Source organism: Quadrisphaera sp. RL12-1S (assembly GCF_014270065.1).
Taxonomy (GTDB): domain Bacteria; phylum Actinomycetota; class Actinomycetes; order Actinomycetales; family Quadrisphaeraceae; genus Quadrisphaera.
The window spans coordinates 309036-321986 of sequence record NZ_JACNME010000004.1 but is presented as its reverse complement, the minus strand read 5'-3'; the positions used below and the strand labels follow the sequence as shown (position 1 = coordinate 321986).

Sequence of the window (12951 nt, the reverse complement as noted above, 5' to 3'; positions counted from 1 at the left end):
ACGAGCGCTCAGCGGCGCCCCTCCCCCGACCGGTAGGCCAAGAACACGGCCACGACCACAGCCACGAAGAACACCGGGCTGCCCCACGAGGCGAGCCCGCGGGCGACATCGCCCTGCACCAGGCCCACCACCACACCGACGACGATGGCGAGCACCACGCCCAGCCCGATCGTCACGAGCGCGCTGCGGAACGCCCGCCCCGTCCCGCTGCCGCCCGTCCCCCTGCTCGCTGCCACGCCCCCGACCGTAGGACGGACGCCCCGGCGACGCTCCCCCTCCCCCGGCCCGCGCGATGTGGCGCAGGCCCGCATGATCGTCCCCGGGGGAGGGCGAGGCGGCCACCCCTCCCACGACGATCATGCGCCTGAGCGCCACCTCCGGCGCGAGTGCCGGAGGTCAGAGGGGTCGGCGGAGCAGGCTGACGCTCATCGCGTCGGTGCCGTGCAGGTGCGGCCACAGCTGCGCGCGGCGGCCGCCGTCGCCCGTGCCCGCCTCCACGCCGGCCAGGTCCCGCAGCACGGCCGGGGCGTCGAGCACCTCGAGCGGCTCGCCGTCCTTGGCCCAGCTGCGCACGACGTCGTCCACCACGGCCTGCGTCTCCGCCGGGTGCGGGCTGCACGTCACGTAGGCGACCACGCCACCGGGGCGCACCGCCTCCAGCGCGGACCCGAGCAGCTCGCGCTGCAGCGGCGCGAGGGCCGCGAGGTCGGCGGGGGTGCGGCGCCAGCGGGCCTCCGGACGGCGGCGCAGCGCGCCGAGGCCGGTGCAGGGGGCGTCGACGAGCACCCTGTCGAACTCCCCCGGCCGCTCGGACCCGACGGCGCGGCCGTCGCCGGCCACCACCTCGACGACGCCGTTGTGGGCACCGGTCACGCCGGCCAGCGCCTGCTCCACGAGCTTCGCGCGGTGCGGCGCCACCTCCACGGCCAGCAGCCGCGCTCCCCGCTGGGCGGCGCTCGCCGCGAGGAGCGCGGCCTTGCCGCCGGGGCCGGCGCACAGGTCGGCCCAGCGCCCGTCGCCGTCGCCCTGCAGCGGTGCCGCCAGCAGCGCGAGCGCCGCGAGCTGGCTGCCCTCGTCCTGCACCCGGGCGCGGGCCTCGCGCACGGCGGGCAGGTCACCGGGGTCGCCGTCGGGCATCACCGCGGCGAGAGGAGACCAGCGGCCGGGCTCCGCCCCGGCGGCGAGCAGCTCGGACGGCTCAGCGAGGCCGGGGAGCGCGGCGAGCGCCACGTGGGGGCGGGCGTTGTCGGCGGCCAGGAGGTCGGGCAGCTCCGCGACGGGGCGGCCCGCCAGCACGAGCGCCTCGCGCAGCGCGCGGACCACCCACGCGGGGTGGCTCTCCCGCACCGCCAGCGCGGCGACCACGTCGGCGCCCGGGCCCTCCAGCGGCGGGGCGACCCGGTCGAGCCAGGTCGGCAGGTCGTGCTCGGCGACGCGTCGCAGCACCGCGTTGACGAAGCCGGCGGGCCCGGCGCCGATGGCGCCGCGCACCAGCGCCACGGTCTCGCTGACCGCGGCGTGCGGGGCCACGCGGGTGGCCAGCAGCTGGTGGGCGCCCAGGCGGAGGGCGTCGAGCACGGGCGGGTCGAGCTGGGCGAGCGGCCGGTCCACGCAGGCGGCGAGGACGGCGTCGTAGGTGCCCCGGCCGCGCAGCGCGCCGTAGGCGAGCTCGGTGGCGAAGGCGGCGTCGCGCCCGTCGAGCCGGGCGGCGCGCAGCAGGCGCGGCAGCACGAGGTTGGCGTAGGCGTCCTGCTCGTCGACGGCACGCAGCACGTCGAAGGCCGCCCGCCGGGCGGGGTCGCCGCTGCGCGGACGGGCCGAGGGCGCCGTCGTCGTCCAGGGGCGCGGCTCACCACCCGGACCACCCGGACCACCCGGACCGGCCTGGCCGCGGCGCGGTCCGCCGCGCTGCGGACCCCGTGGGCCGCGCCGCTCGGGCGGGGTCACACCAGCACCTCGCCCTCACCGAGGCGCGCGCCGCGCGCCCACGCCGCCGCGGGCATGGCGCGCTTGCCGGCCGGCTGCACCTCGCCGAGGCGCACCGGCACGGTGGCGGTGCCGACCAGCACGTCCTGGCCCTGCACGAGCAGCTCACCCGGCGCCAGCCGCGGGGCTGAGGCCGTGGCCAGCGCCACCGGCGCCAGCGGCTCGACCGGTCCCACCTTGAGGCGCTCGGCGTGCACCGTGGTCCACGCGCCGGGCGCTGGCGTCACGCCGCGCACCCGCCGGTCCACGGCGAAGGCCGGCTCGTCCCAGCGCACGCGGGCGTCCTCCACGGTGACCTTGGGCGCCAGGCTGACGCCCTCGGACGGCTGCGGGACGGGCACCAGCGCGCCGGCCTCCAGGCCGTCGAGCGTGGCGACCAGCAGCTTCGCGCCGTCGGCGGCGAGCCGGCCGAGCAGCTCGCCGGAGGTCTCGCGGGGCCCGACGGTCGTCGTCGTCGTCCCCAGCACCGGGCCGGTGTCCATGCCCTCCTCGAGGAGGAAGGTGGTGGTGCCGGTGACGTCGTCCCCGGCCATGACCGCGCGCTGCACCGGGGCGGCGCCGCGCCAGGCCGGCAGCAGCGAGAAGTGCAGGTTCACCCAGCCCAGGCGCGGCACGTCGAGCACCGGGCGCGGCAGCAGCGCGCCGTAGGCGACCACGGGGCAGCAGTCGGGCTCGAGCGCGGCGAGGCCGGCGAGGAACTCGGGGTCAGACGCCCGGGTGGGCTGCAGCACCGGCAGGCCCGCGGCGAGGGCGCGGACCACCACGGGGCTCTGCAGGGCGCGGCGGCCGCGGCCGGCGACGGTGTCGGGCCGCGAGACCACGCCGACCACCTCGTGGTCGGAGGAGAGCAGCGCCTCCAGCGCCGTCTCGGCGACGGCGGGGGTGCCGGCGAAGACGATGCGCACCAGGTCACGGTACCGACAGGCTCGTTCGCCGTCCCCCGGCCGGGGGCGAGCAGCCCGAGGACGGTCAGGCGTGCGCGACGTCGTCCATGACCAGCACCCCGCTCGTGTCGGCGTGGCAGTACCGGCCGGAACCGTTGAAGTAGCTGCCGGGCGAGGCGCCGTTCGGGAGCGCAGCCAGGTCCACGAGGCGGCCCGTTCCCGTGACGGCGTCACCGTCGACGTAGGTCTCGCCGTCCACCGCCGCTCCGTAGCCGTCAGCGGCGAGGTCACCGCCGGTCGGCCAGACGGCCCACCGGTCAGCGGTGGAGCCGGCGGGTTCGTCGACCCGCACCCGCTGGCAGCCATCGGCCCCGACGCGGAGCACCCCGCGGAAGGCGACGGGGGCGGCGTCGACGCTCTCGCCGGCGTGCAGCTGCGGCAGCCCGCCTCCCACCGAAGCCCCGTCGGTGGAGCACGACGACAGCGCCGCGCCCACCACCGCACCGAGGACGACGACGAGCGCTGCACCGCCCGCCCTGCCCCGCGCGGGGGCCGCCCCTGATCCAGGGCCTACGGCGGCTCGACGTCGATCCACGATCACGGACCCATGACGCGTCGGCCCGCCGGACTGTTGCAGCCCACCCGGACCACCCGCCACCGCCGGCGCCGGGCGTCAGCGGCCGCGCAGGCGCCGAAGGCGCTCCAGCCACCCCGCGGTCGCGATGGCGTCGGTCGCACCGCCCCCGGAGACGAGCGAGGCCGCCGTGCCCTGGAACCGGGTCCAGCAGCCGTTGCAGAGGCGGCGTCCGGTGACCGTCTCGTGCGCGTCGCCGTCCACGGACTGGCCGCACTCGTCGCAGGCGATCACCGGGTGAGGCTACGACGTCGACGGCACCACCCGACAGCGTCGGGTGGTCGTCGGGCGGTCATCGCCTCGCAGGCGGAGAACAGGGGCAGGACGGGCCCGATCCTGACCCTGTTCTCCGCCGCCGCGGCGGCGGCTGCCGGGCCGCCCCCCGACCCCCGGGTCCTCAGGCGGTGACGGGCTCCCCGGCCAGCGCGCGGCGGGCCACGAGCCGGTTGAGGCGCTCGGACATGACCAGCCCCAGGGCGGCGAGCACCGCGAGGAACAGCGGGAGCACCCACAGGCCCGTCCACGCCGACAACGCCCCGAACGCCGGCGGGGCCAGCGTCGAGCCGGTGTAGGCCGCCGCCATCTGGATGCCGATGATCGCCTGGGAGCTGCTGCGCCCGAAGTTCACCGGGGTGGAGTGGATGATCGCCGGGTAGACCGGCGCGCAGCCCAGGCCCGCGACCACCAGGCCCGCGAGCGCCAGCACGTCGCTCTCGAGCGGCACGAGCAGCATCACCACGGCCGCTCCGACGGTGGCGAAGCCGCCGCGGATGAGCCAGCGGTCACCGATCCGGTCGGCGACGAACCCGGTGAGGAAGCGCCCGGCGGTGATGCCCAGCAGGAACAGCGAGGCGAAGGCGGCCGCGGTGGCGGGGGCGACGTCGCGGGCGGTGACCAGGAACGTCGAGGCCCACAGGATCGAGGTGCTCTCCAGGGCGCAGTAGGCGAAGAACGCCACGAGGACGAGCCGCACCCCGGGGATGCGCAGGGCCCGGACGAGCGGGACGTGGCCGGGCTGCTCGCGGGCGCGCTCGTCGTCGTCGTCGGTGGTGGTGGTGTGACGGGCGCCGACGGGGTTGACCCGTCCCCACAGCGGCAGGCTGACCAGCAGGACGGCGGTGAGGACCACCTGCGCCAGGCCGATGGTCAGGTACGCGCTGGGCCAGCCCGCGCCGGAGGTGATGGCGTGGCTCATGACGAAGGGGCTGATGGAGGCGCCCAGGCCCCAGCAGCCGTGCAGCCAGCTCATGTGCCGGGCGGCGTAGTGCAGCGCCACGTAGTTGTTGAGGGCGGCGTCCACGGCTCCCGCGCCGAGGCCGTAGGGCACGGCCCACAGGCACAGCACCCAGAACGAGCCCGACAGCGAGAACCCGATGAGCGCCGCGGCCGTCAGCCCGACGCTGAGGGCGGTCACCACCCCGGCGCCCAGCCGTCGGGTGAGGCGCTCTGAGGCCAGGCTGGACACGATGGTCCCTGCGGCGATGATCATCGTGATGATGCCCGCGTAGGCCACGGGGACGCCGAGGTCGCGCTGCATGACGGGCCAGCCCGCGCCGACGAGGGAGTCCGGCAGCCCCAGGCTGACGAAGGCGACGTAGATGATCGCCAGGAGGAGCGAGTACACGGTGGGGACGGCCTTCCGGGTCGCAGCGCGGGGTGCGGGAGCGCCCTCATCCTCCCGGTCAGACCACGTGCTCGGGGTCCATCTGGACGCGCACGGACCCGGCCTCCTTGCGGGCGCTGCGGACGGCGACGGCGCCCTGCAGCGCCCTGGCCAGTGCTGCGCGCTCGGCCAGCGGCACCCTGACCAGCGCGAACGACCGCGGCGCGGCGGGCCCCCCGGCGTCGTCACCGATGGCGCTGGGACGGCGGTCGGGCTCCAGCGGCGTGGGCCCGAGCACCTCAGCGTGCGGCGGCAGGGCGGCGCGGTCGTCGTCGGTGCGCTGCAGCGCGGCCAGCAGCGCGTCAACGGCGACGGCCGGTCCGTCGAGCCGCGCGAACGCGGCCCCGGGCGGCAGGCCCAGCTCGCGGCGCTCGGAGAGCTCGCGGGAGGCGTGCCAGGCCGGGTCCCACCGCACGAGCGCCTCGACGGGCGGCACGCCGGCGGCGGCGAGCAGCACCACCGCCCCGCCCGCCGACTGGGGTCGCACGAGGGCGGCGGCAGCGGCCCAGCGGCGCAGGGCCTCCTCCGCGGCGCGCAGCTCCTCGCGCTCGAGCACGGCCCACCCGTCGAGCAGCAGCGCCGCGGCGTACCCGCCCTCGGCCACGGGCTCGGCGCCGGGCGTGCTGATGACGAGCGCGGGCTCGCCGTCCACGGCCTCCAGCACGCCCGCTCCCCCGCCGGAGGTCTTCACGGGCACGCCGGGGAAGGCCCGTCCCAGCTCCTCGGCGGTGCGGCGGGCGCCGACCACGGCCGAGCGCAGCTGGTCACCGCGGCACTGCGGGCAGGTCCACGTCGGGTCGTCCGTGCCGCACCAGCGGCACACGGGGTGGGAGTCGGCGCCGGTGAGCTGCAGCGGGCCGGAGCACCGGCGGCAGCGGGCGCGGGCGCGGCAGTGGTCGCAGCGCAGCGTCAGCAGGTAGCCGCGGCGCGGCACCTGCACGAGCACCGGGCCGGGACGGGTCTGCCCCTGCAGGCGCCCCGCGAGCGCTGCCTGCGCCGTCCTGAAGGCCAGGGACGGCAGCCGCGCGGAGCGGGCGGACGGGTCGCGCTCGGCCTCGACGTCGTCGCCGGGGACCAGCACCCGCGGGGAGGCGCTGCGCACCACCTCGCGCGGGGCCTCCACAGCCCGCGCCCAGCCCGACTCCACCCACCGCTGCGCCTCGGCGGTGCGGCTGTGGCCGCCCACCAGCAGCGCGGCGCCGGTGCGCTCGGCGCGCAGCGCCAGCACCTCGCGCACGTGCGGGTAGGGGGCGTGGGGCTCGGCGTGCAGGTCGTCGCCGTCGTCCCAGACCGCGAGCAGGCCCGGGTCGGCGACGGGCGCGAGGGCGGCGGCGCGGGTGCCGACGGCCACCCGCACGTGCCCGCGGCGCAGCGCGAGCCACGCGGCGTAGCGGGCGGCGGGGCCCTGGTCGGCGGTGAGCCTCACGTGTCGCGGGGCGGACCGGGTGCCGCCGAGGGCGGCGGTCAGGGCGGCGTCGACCCGGGCGACGTCCCGGTGGTCGGGGACGACGATGAGCGCGCCCCTGCCGGCCGAGAGCGCCGCCTGCGCGGCGGCGGCCAGGGCGGCGGGCCAGTCCTGCGCGGGCTCGCGCGAGGGCAGCGCGGTCCACACCGCCCGGACGCCCGCCGTGGCGGTGGGCGCCGCGAGGCGCTCGAGCAGCGCCGGGCCCGCGGGGTAGGCCGCCCAGGGTCCGGCCGGGTCGCGGGGGTCGGGCGCGGCCGGACGCTCCGGTCGCGGGCGTGCGCCCGCGCCGTCGTCGTCCAGCGCGCGGGCGGCCGCCCGCTCGGCCGTCGTCTTCTCGGTGGTGGCGTGGCGGCGCGGGACCGCCAGGCGCAGCACGTCGGCGAGGGTGCCGCCCCAGCGGTCGGCGACGGCGCGGCACGTGCCGAGCAGCTCGGGGTCGAGCACGGGCTCCGGGGAGACCACCGCGCGCAGCGGCGCCAGCCGCCCCGTGTGCTCCGCCACGGACTCCCGGCTGAGGAGGAACCCCTCGACGTCCTGCCCGGCGAACCGCACCCGCACCCGCACCCCGGCGCGGGCGGTCTCGGCCATCGAGGCGGGCACGGCGTACTCGAAGGCCCGGTCCAGGTGGGGCAGGGGGACGTCGACGACGACGCGCGCCACCGGCTCGACCTCGGCCACGGGCTCGGGCGGCTTCGGGGGGCGCTTGCGGCCCTTCGCGGCGGCGGCCCTGGCGCGGACCTGAGCGGGGACGGCGACGTCGAGCGCGAGCTCCCCCGCCGCGCCCTCGCCCGCCTCCGCTGCCACGCCTCCCACTGTCTCAGCCGCCGCCGACAGGGCCGCCGCCGCTCGTCGTCGTCCCCCCGCCCGCCCCACCCTCTCCCCGACGATCAAGCACCTGAGCGCCACCTCCCCGCCACGATCACGCACCTGCGCGCCAGAACCCGACGGGGAGGTCAGCGCCGCGAACGCCATCAGGTGCGCACCTGGCCCCGAAGCACCCACAGCCCGCGCAGCACAGCGACGGTCCCGCCGGCGGCCACCAGGACCCCGAGCCAGAGCACCGCCAGGTAGCCGTCGCCGACGTCACCCACCTCGACGTCGCTCGGGTCCTCCGGGTCGTACACGACGGGCACCCGCACGCCGACGGCCAGCGTCCCGCTCACGTCGAGGTCTCGGACCTGGGCCTGCGCGCCCGCCGTCGTGCGCCAGGCGAGGTCCGCCGTCAGGTCGCGCCCGTGGTGGTGGACGGCGGTGATGACGGCGTCGGTGGCGACTCCGCGCTCCAGCAGCGTGCGGCGCTGGGCGGCGGCCTGCGGGACACCGGCCAGGAAGAGGGCCGCTAGGGCGAGCAGCACGAGCCCGAGCGTGAAGGGGATCCACCAGGCGTCCGGACGGCCGCCGGCTCCGGCCATCAGAGGACCGATGGCGCGTGCCGGTCCAGGAACCGCTGCGCCCGACGGCGCTCGACGAGGAGCTGTCCGACGACGACCAGGAAGGCCAGCGCTGCAGCGGCGCTCACCAGCGCCAGCGGCCACGGCCGGTCGCCGACCAGCGACAGCTGGAGCACCGCGTTGCCGGCGAAGATGAAGACCGCCCCCTCGGTGGCCGCCAGCCGCCGGGCGAGGTCGAGGACCACCGGCAGGTGCTCCGGCACCACCGGCGCCTTCCCGCGCACCTGCCTCAGCGCCTCGCGCCGCTGGCGGCGGGTGAGGGCCATGGTGGGGGCCTTCCAGGCGTTCCCCCACTGCCTGGCGCGGGTGGCCAGGACGATCCCGACGACGACGAGCAGGACCGCCGCGCCGAAGACCGTCCGGTGCAGCCACCCGGGGCTCGCGTCGCCTGCCGGCGCTGCGCGTCCGCTGCCCGCCGCGGTCCACCACCCCACCAGGCCGCCGACGACGGCGCACACCGCGAGGACCGACCCGACGGTGAGGAGGTACCTGCGCGCTCCCCGGCGCCGCCGGTCGAGGGCCGCGGGTGATGGCGAGCGGAGGGCGAGGCTCACCGCCTGCCTCCAGCGCTCCTCGTCCGAGAGTGCGCTCGTCCGCCCGTCGACGCGCAGTGCCATGAGCCGTCTCCTCGACCGACGCACCGGCGGCGCTGCTCCCCGCCCCCGTCGACGGATCTTGCCACCGGCAACCGTCGTCGGCACCCGCACCTAGCCTGCGGTGATGACGAGCAGCGCTCCTGTCCCGTACCTGCTCCTGCCCGGCACCGCTCGCGACGCGCTCACGCGCTACCGGGAGGTCTTCGGCGGGGAGCTGACCATCCACAGCTACGCCGACTTCGGCCGCACCGACGGTCCCGCGGACCGCGTCGCGCACGGAGAGCTGCGCGGCCCGGTGTCACTGTTCGCCGCTGACGCCAGCGGCGAGGAGGAGCCGTTCCGGTGCGCCGGGCTGCTGCTGTCCGTGCTGGGCGCCGCCGCACCGGACGTCCTCCACCGGTGGTTCGACGCCCTGGCGGAGGGCGGCGCGGTGGTGGACCCGCTGCAGCAGCGCCCGTGGGGCGCCACCGACGGGCAGGTCCGGGACGCCCACGGCGTCACCTGGCTCGTCGGGTACGAGCCGGGTGACGCCGCCTGACGCCGCCGGACCTCGCGTGACGCCGGACGGGCAGAACCCTCCGGGACGGGCCTGAAACCGGCCGTCCGAGGACTTCTGCCCGTCCGACGTCACACCGGCGGTCAGGGGGACGGGCGGGTCAGTGCCCGGGCACCACCAGGGAGGGACCCACCAGACCGCAGCCCGCCGTCCGCTCGAACGTGATCTTGTCGATCTCGCTGACGCGCTTCCCGGAGCCCGGCAGCGCGTCCGCGAGGGTGCGGATGGTGAACGTGGTCCGCTTGCCGCGGTGGGCCGGCGCGACGTCCACGGCGATGAACGCGTAGTCGTCGTAGCGGACCTGGGACCAGTCGGCCACCTCCGGCACCTTGGTGCCCGAGGGGTAGCCGGAGCTGTTCACGGCCGTGCCGGCGTCGGACCAGACGTAGCTGTTGACCACCTGCGTGGAGCCGTTCTCCTTGCCGGTGGCGTCGTACCCGCGGTAGCGCTGCCCCTCCGGCAGCGCCTGCTCGCCGGTGACCGTGACGCCCTCGGGGGCGGGGGCGTCCTGCGAGGGGGCGGGCCGGAACGGGTAGCGCGGGCGACCGCCCGAGCCGATGCACAGGTACGTGGTGCCGTCGGTGGCCGGGCAGATGGTGGCGCCGTCGGGGGCGTCCTTGGTCTTCTTGCCGTTCCGGATCGGGTCCGTGCGCTCCATGAGGTGGTTGTGGCCCTGGATCACCACGTCCACCTGGTACTTCGAGCACAGCGGCTCCAGCACGCCGCGCACGCCGCCGTCGGAGGCGTGGTTGTTGGCGGTGGAGAACGCGCAGTGGTGGAGGAACACCACCACGAAGTCCACGTGCGGGGAGACCTGCGGGTCGGTCCGCCAGGTCCGCAGCGTCTCCTCGAGCCACCGCTGCTGGGCGCCGCTGGAGTAGCCGAGGTTGGTCTGGATCTCGTGGCTGAGGTCGTTGGCGTCCACGGAGATGACGCCGACGTTGCCGTACACGAACCGGTACACCGACGGGCAGGACGACGGGCCGCTGCGCGGCAGGTCCAGCCGCGCGGCGTGGCTGGCGTAGCCGTGGCTGGGGCTGCCTCCGAGGTAGGAGGTGTTGCCGTACAGCGGCTCCATGTCGTGGTTGCCGGTGGCGAACATCCACGGGGTGAAGGCCGCCTGCGCCTCGATCTGCGTGAGGAAGACGTCCCACACGTACGGGTTGAACTCGTTCTTGCCCACCGGCGCCTTGTTGCTCAGCGCCGTGGTGTTGTCGGCGGGCAGCCCCGACCCGCTCGGGTCAGCGTAGCAGATGTCCCCGGCGAGGAGCGTGAAGCGCGGCTTCTGCGTGCTCATGAGGTTGGTCATCGACGTGGCCGGCTGGCGGTCGGTGCCGGTGGGGCCGGCCACCGGGTCGTCGTCCTTGTAGTACTGGTTGTCGAAGACGCCCTTCGGCCAGGTGCCGCCGGCGGCCTTCACGGACGCCGGGTCCTGCCCCCAGGCCCACTTCGGGTCGGTCGGGGCGGTGTCGGTGCCGACGTCGGCGAAGGCCGTGAAGGTGAACGGCTGCGGCACGGGCCCCTCGCCGTGGTGCCCGTGGCCCTTCCCGTGCCCGCCGTCCAGCGCGGTGGCGGGGGCGGTGGTGAAGTAGGCGTCGCCCGTCGTCGTCCCGTCGGACAGCTGCACGCGGTAGTGGTAGACGGTGTCGGGCTTGAGCCCGGTGATGCGCGCCTTGACGTAGTACTGGCTGGCCACCGGTCCCCCGGCGATGGCGTACTGGCCGAGCAGGTGGACGACGTCGGCGTTCACGCGGGTGCCGTACCCGCCGTGCCGGCTGCCGAGGTCCACCCAGGCCCGCAGGCCGTTCGGCAGGTTCCCGTCCTGCGTGACCAGCTGCGCGGTCAGCGCCATGGCGGTGGCGGGCGTCCCGCCGTCGTCCATGACGAAGGACAGGTGCCGGCCCGCGACGGCCACCCCGAGCTTGCCCTTGGTGCCCCCGCCCGCGGCCATGGCGGCGTCGGCCAGTGCGTACTGCGCGGCGACGAGGCCGCCGGACACGCCCAGGAACGCCTTGATGGCGCCGCGGCGCGAGACCGGGGCCTTCGCCAGCTGTCGGGCGTTCCACTCGACGTACTCGTCGACGGTGCGCGGACCGGTGTGCTGGTGGCGGTCCCCCGTGAGTGCTCCCATGCGCCGGACGGTGCTCCCGCTGGGGGTCCTCAGCCCTGCCACCCGGTGCACGCACCGTGAACATCAGGTCTGGTGGAGGTCAAGGACCTTCAAGCGCAGGTCATGTCCGCAGGTCACAGGGCCCCGAGGCTTCCGCCGGTGCGCTACCGCCTGGACCAGGTCGACGACGACGACGCCCTCCGCACAGCAGCGACCCCGAGGGCCACGTCTTCTGCTCCGTCTGCGACTGGACGGCGCTGCGTGCGAGACAACGGTGATCGTCGGCGTCTAGCGTGAGCGCCCACCGGCGCTGGCCGCCGCCGTCCGAGGAGGAGCTGTGCACGCACTGCTGACGAGCTTCGGGAACGACCCCTCCACCGTCGTCGACGGCGTGGCGGGCCCGGGCTTCCCCGATCCGGCAGGCGGCGGGACGGGCGCGGTCTTCGCACTGGTCGCGCTCGTCGCCATCGGTGGTGCGGTCTTCGCGGTCGTCAGCGCGGTGCGGAACTACAGCACCATGAAGCGCGGCGGGCTCGACCCGATGACCGCGCAGTCGCAGCTCGCCGTGGACCTGCACCGCGTGGCCAACGACCGCGCGGCGTCAGCGCCGGCCCCGTCAGCGACGCTCGAGGAGCGGCTGGCGGAGCTCGACGACCTCGCCGCCCGCGGTGTCATCAGCGGCGTCGAGCGCGCCGAGGCCCGCGCGAAGCTGCTGTCCGCTCCGCCGAGCTGACGGGTCTGGGGCCGGTCCGCGTGCCGGCTGGTGTCGACGGGTCGAGGAGGGCTGCTGTGCACGTGTTGGTGAGCGGTGACGACTTCTGGGGCAGCGCCTACCCGGATGCGCAGCCGGACGGGTGGGCCGCGGCGTCCGTGGTGCTGTGGGTGGTGCTGGTCCTCGCCGTCGTCGTCCTCGCGGTGGTGTGGGGGGTGCGCAACGCCGCCGTCCTGCGCCGCGGTGGCCTCGCGCCCCTGACGGCGCGCTCCCAGCTCGCGGTGGACCTCCACCAGCGGCTGAGGACGGGGGTCTCGACCGGCCTGCTGGCACCGCCGTCCCTCGAGCAGCGCCTGGCAGAGCTCGACGACCTCGCCGCCCGTGGCGTGATCACCGAGGCCGAGCGCGCCGAGGCCCGCCTGCGGCTGCTGTCGGCCCCGGCCGGCTGACCCCGGCGCGGTCGGCCCGAGTCCCCCGGGACCAGCCCGCGGTCAGCTGGCCGAGCGGTGCTCGAGCGCGGTGTCGACGTCGGGGTGGATGTGGAACGCCGTCGTCAGGCCCGTGGCCCGCAGCACCCGGGTGGTGAGCTCGTTCGGGCCGGCGAGCCGGAGGTCACCGCCGCCCGAGCGGGCACGTCGGAGCCCTCCCACGAGCACGCCCAGCCCGAGGGAGTCGATGAAGGGGACGTGCGCGAGGTCCACGACCACGTCGTGGCGGTCCTCACCGATGACGTCGAGCAGGCGCTGGCGCAGGGCGGGGGCCGAGTACAGGTCGACGTCGCCGTGGACGGTGAGCACGTCCACGCCGTCGCGGACGTCGTGGTCGATGCGCAGGGTCATGCCGCTCCCCTCTCCCCCGCGCGCCGCAACGTCGCGGCGCGCGTGGTGGGCACCT

14 protein-coding genes are annotated in these 12951 nt (G+C 76.6%); 3 read left to right on the top strand and 11 right to left on the bottom strand.

Annotated features, from left to right (window positions below; genetic code table 11):
- Window positions 1-8 precede the first annotated feature (8 nt).
- The 9 genes from H7K62_RS10115 to H7K62_RS10075 form a co-directional block, all read right to left on the bottom strand.
- Complete coding sequence (locus H7K62_RS10115) at window positions 9-236, bottom strand: hypothetical protein (RefSeq protein ID WP_186717798.1); 228 nt, start codon at window positions 234-236, stop codon at window positions 9-11.
- A 160-nt stretch (window positions 237-396) separates the two neighbouring features.
- The gene (locus H7K62_RS23785) at window positions 397-1947 is read right to left on the bottom strand and encodes an RsmB/NOP family class I SAM-dependent RNA methyltransferase (protein WP_186717797.1); all 1551 of its coding nucleotides are present in this window, start codon (window positions 1945-1947) and stop codon (window positions 397-399) included.
- A complete protein-coding gene (gene fmt / locus H7K62_RS10105) occupies window positions 1944-2891 on the bottom strand; it encodes a methionyl-tRNA formyltransferase (protein WP_186717796.1) in 948 nt (315 codons plus the stop codon). The genes H7K62_RS23785 and fmt overlap by 4 nt, the downstream gene beginning before the upstream one ends.
- Before the next feature lie 64 nt (window positions 2892-2955).
- The gene (locus H7K62_RS23780) at window positions 2956-3324 is read right to left on the bottom strand and encodes a hypothetical protein (RefSeq protein ID WP_186717795.1); all 369 of its coding nucleotides are present in this window, start codon (window positions 3322-3324) and stop codon (window positions 2956-2958) included.
- Between the two features lie 219 nt (window positions 3325-3543).
- Window positions 3544-3738, bottom strand: a complete 195-nt coding sequence (locus tag H7K62_RS10095; protein ID WP_186717794.1) for a hypothetical protein — start codon at window positions 3736-3738, stop codon at window positions 3544-3546.
- A gap of 163 nt (window positions 3739-3901) precedes the next feature.
- Window positions 3902-5128, bottom strand: coding sequence for an MFS transporter (locus H7K62_RS10090; RefSeq protein WP_186717793.1), 1227 nt, complete (start codon window positions 5126-5128; stop codon window positions 3902-3904).
- Between the two features lie 58 nt (window positions 5129-5186).
- Window positions 5187-7436, bottom strand: a complete 2250-nt coding sequence (locus H7K62_RS10085) for a primosomal protein N' family DNA-binding protein (protein WP_186717792.1) — start codon at window positions 7434-7436, stop codon at window positions 5187-5189.
- 167 nt (window positions 7437-7603) lie between these two features.
- The gene (locus H7K62_RS10080; RefSeq protein ID WP_186717791.1) at window positions 7604-8044 is read right to left on the bottom strand and encodes a DUF3592 domain-containing protein; all 441 of its coding nucleotides are present in this window, start codon (window positions 8042-8044) and stop codon (window positions 7604-7606) included.
- Window positions 8044-8700, bottom strand: a complete 657-nt coding sequence (locus H7K62_RS10075; protein ID WP_186717790.1) for a hypothetical protein — start codon at window positions 8698-8700, stop codon at window positions 8044-8046. The genes H7K62_RS10080 and H7K62_RS10075 overlap by 1 nt, the downstream gene beginning before the upstream one ends.
- A 103-nt stretch (window positions 8701-8803) precedes the next feature.
- Here H7K62_RS10075 and H7K62_RS10070 point away from each other — a divergent pair, with 103 nt between their 5' ends.
- Entirely contained in the window at window positions 8804-9217 is a 414-nt protein-coding gene (locus tag H7K62_RS10070; protein WP_186717789.1) for a VOC family protein, read from the top strand.
- A gap of 118 nt (window positions 9218-9335) precedes the next feature.
- Here the strand turns inward: H7K62_RS10070 and H7K62_RS10065 are convergent, their stop codons facing one another.
- Window positions 9336-11366, bottom strand: a complete 2031-nt coding sequence (locus tag H7K62_RS10065; protein WP_186717788.1) for a purple acid phosphatase family protein — start codon at window positions 11364-11366, stop codon at window positions 9336-9338.
- A 316-nt stretch (window positions 11367-11682) separates the two neighbouring features.
- Here H7K62_RS10065 and H7K62_RS10060 point away from each other — a divergent pair, with 316 nt between their 5' ends.
- Window positions 11683-12078: an SHOCT domain-containing protein gene (locus H7K62_RS10060; protein ID WP_186717787.1), complete on the top strand. Its 396-nt coding sequence runs from the start codon at window positions 11683-11685 to the stop codon at window positions 12076-12078.
- Between the two features lie 56 nt (window positions 12079-12134).
- Window positions 12135-12506, top strand: a complete 372-nt coding sequence (locus tag H7K62_RS10055) for a hypothetical protein (protein WP_186717786.1) — start codon at window positions 12135-12137, stop codon at window positions 12504-12506.
- A 42-nt stretch (window positions 12507-12548) separates the two neighbouring features.
- Here H7K62_RS10055 and H7K62_RS10050 read toward each other — a convergent pair whose 3' ends face one another.
- Window positions 12549-12896 carry an STAS domain-containing protein gene (locus H7K62_RS10050; protein ID WP_186717785.1) on the bottom strand — a complete coding sequence of 116 codons (348 nt, stop codon included), beginning with the start codon at window positions 12894-12896 and terminating at the stop codon, window positions 12549-12551.
- Between the last annotated feature and the right edge of the window lie 55 nt (window positions 12897-12951).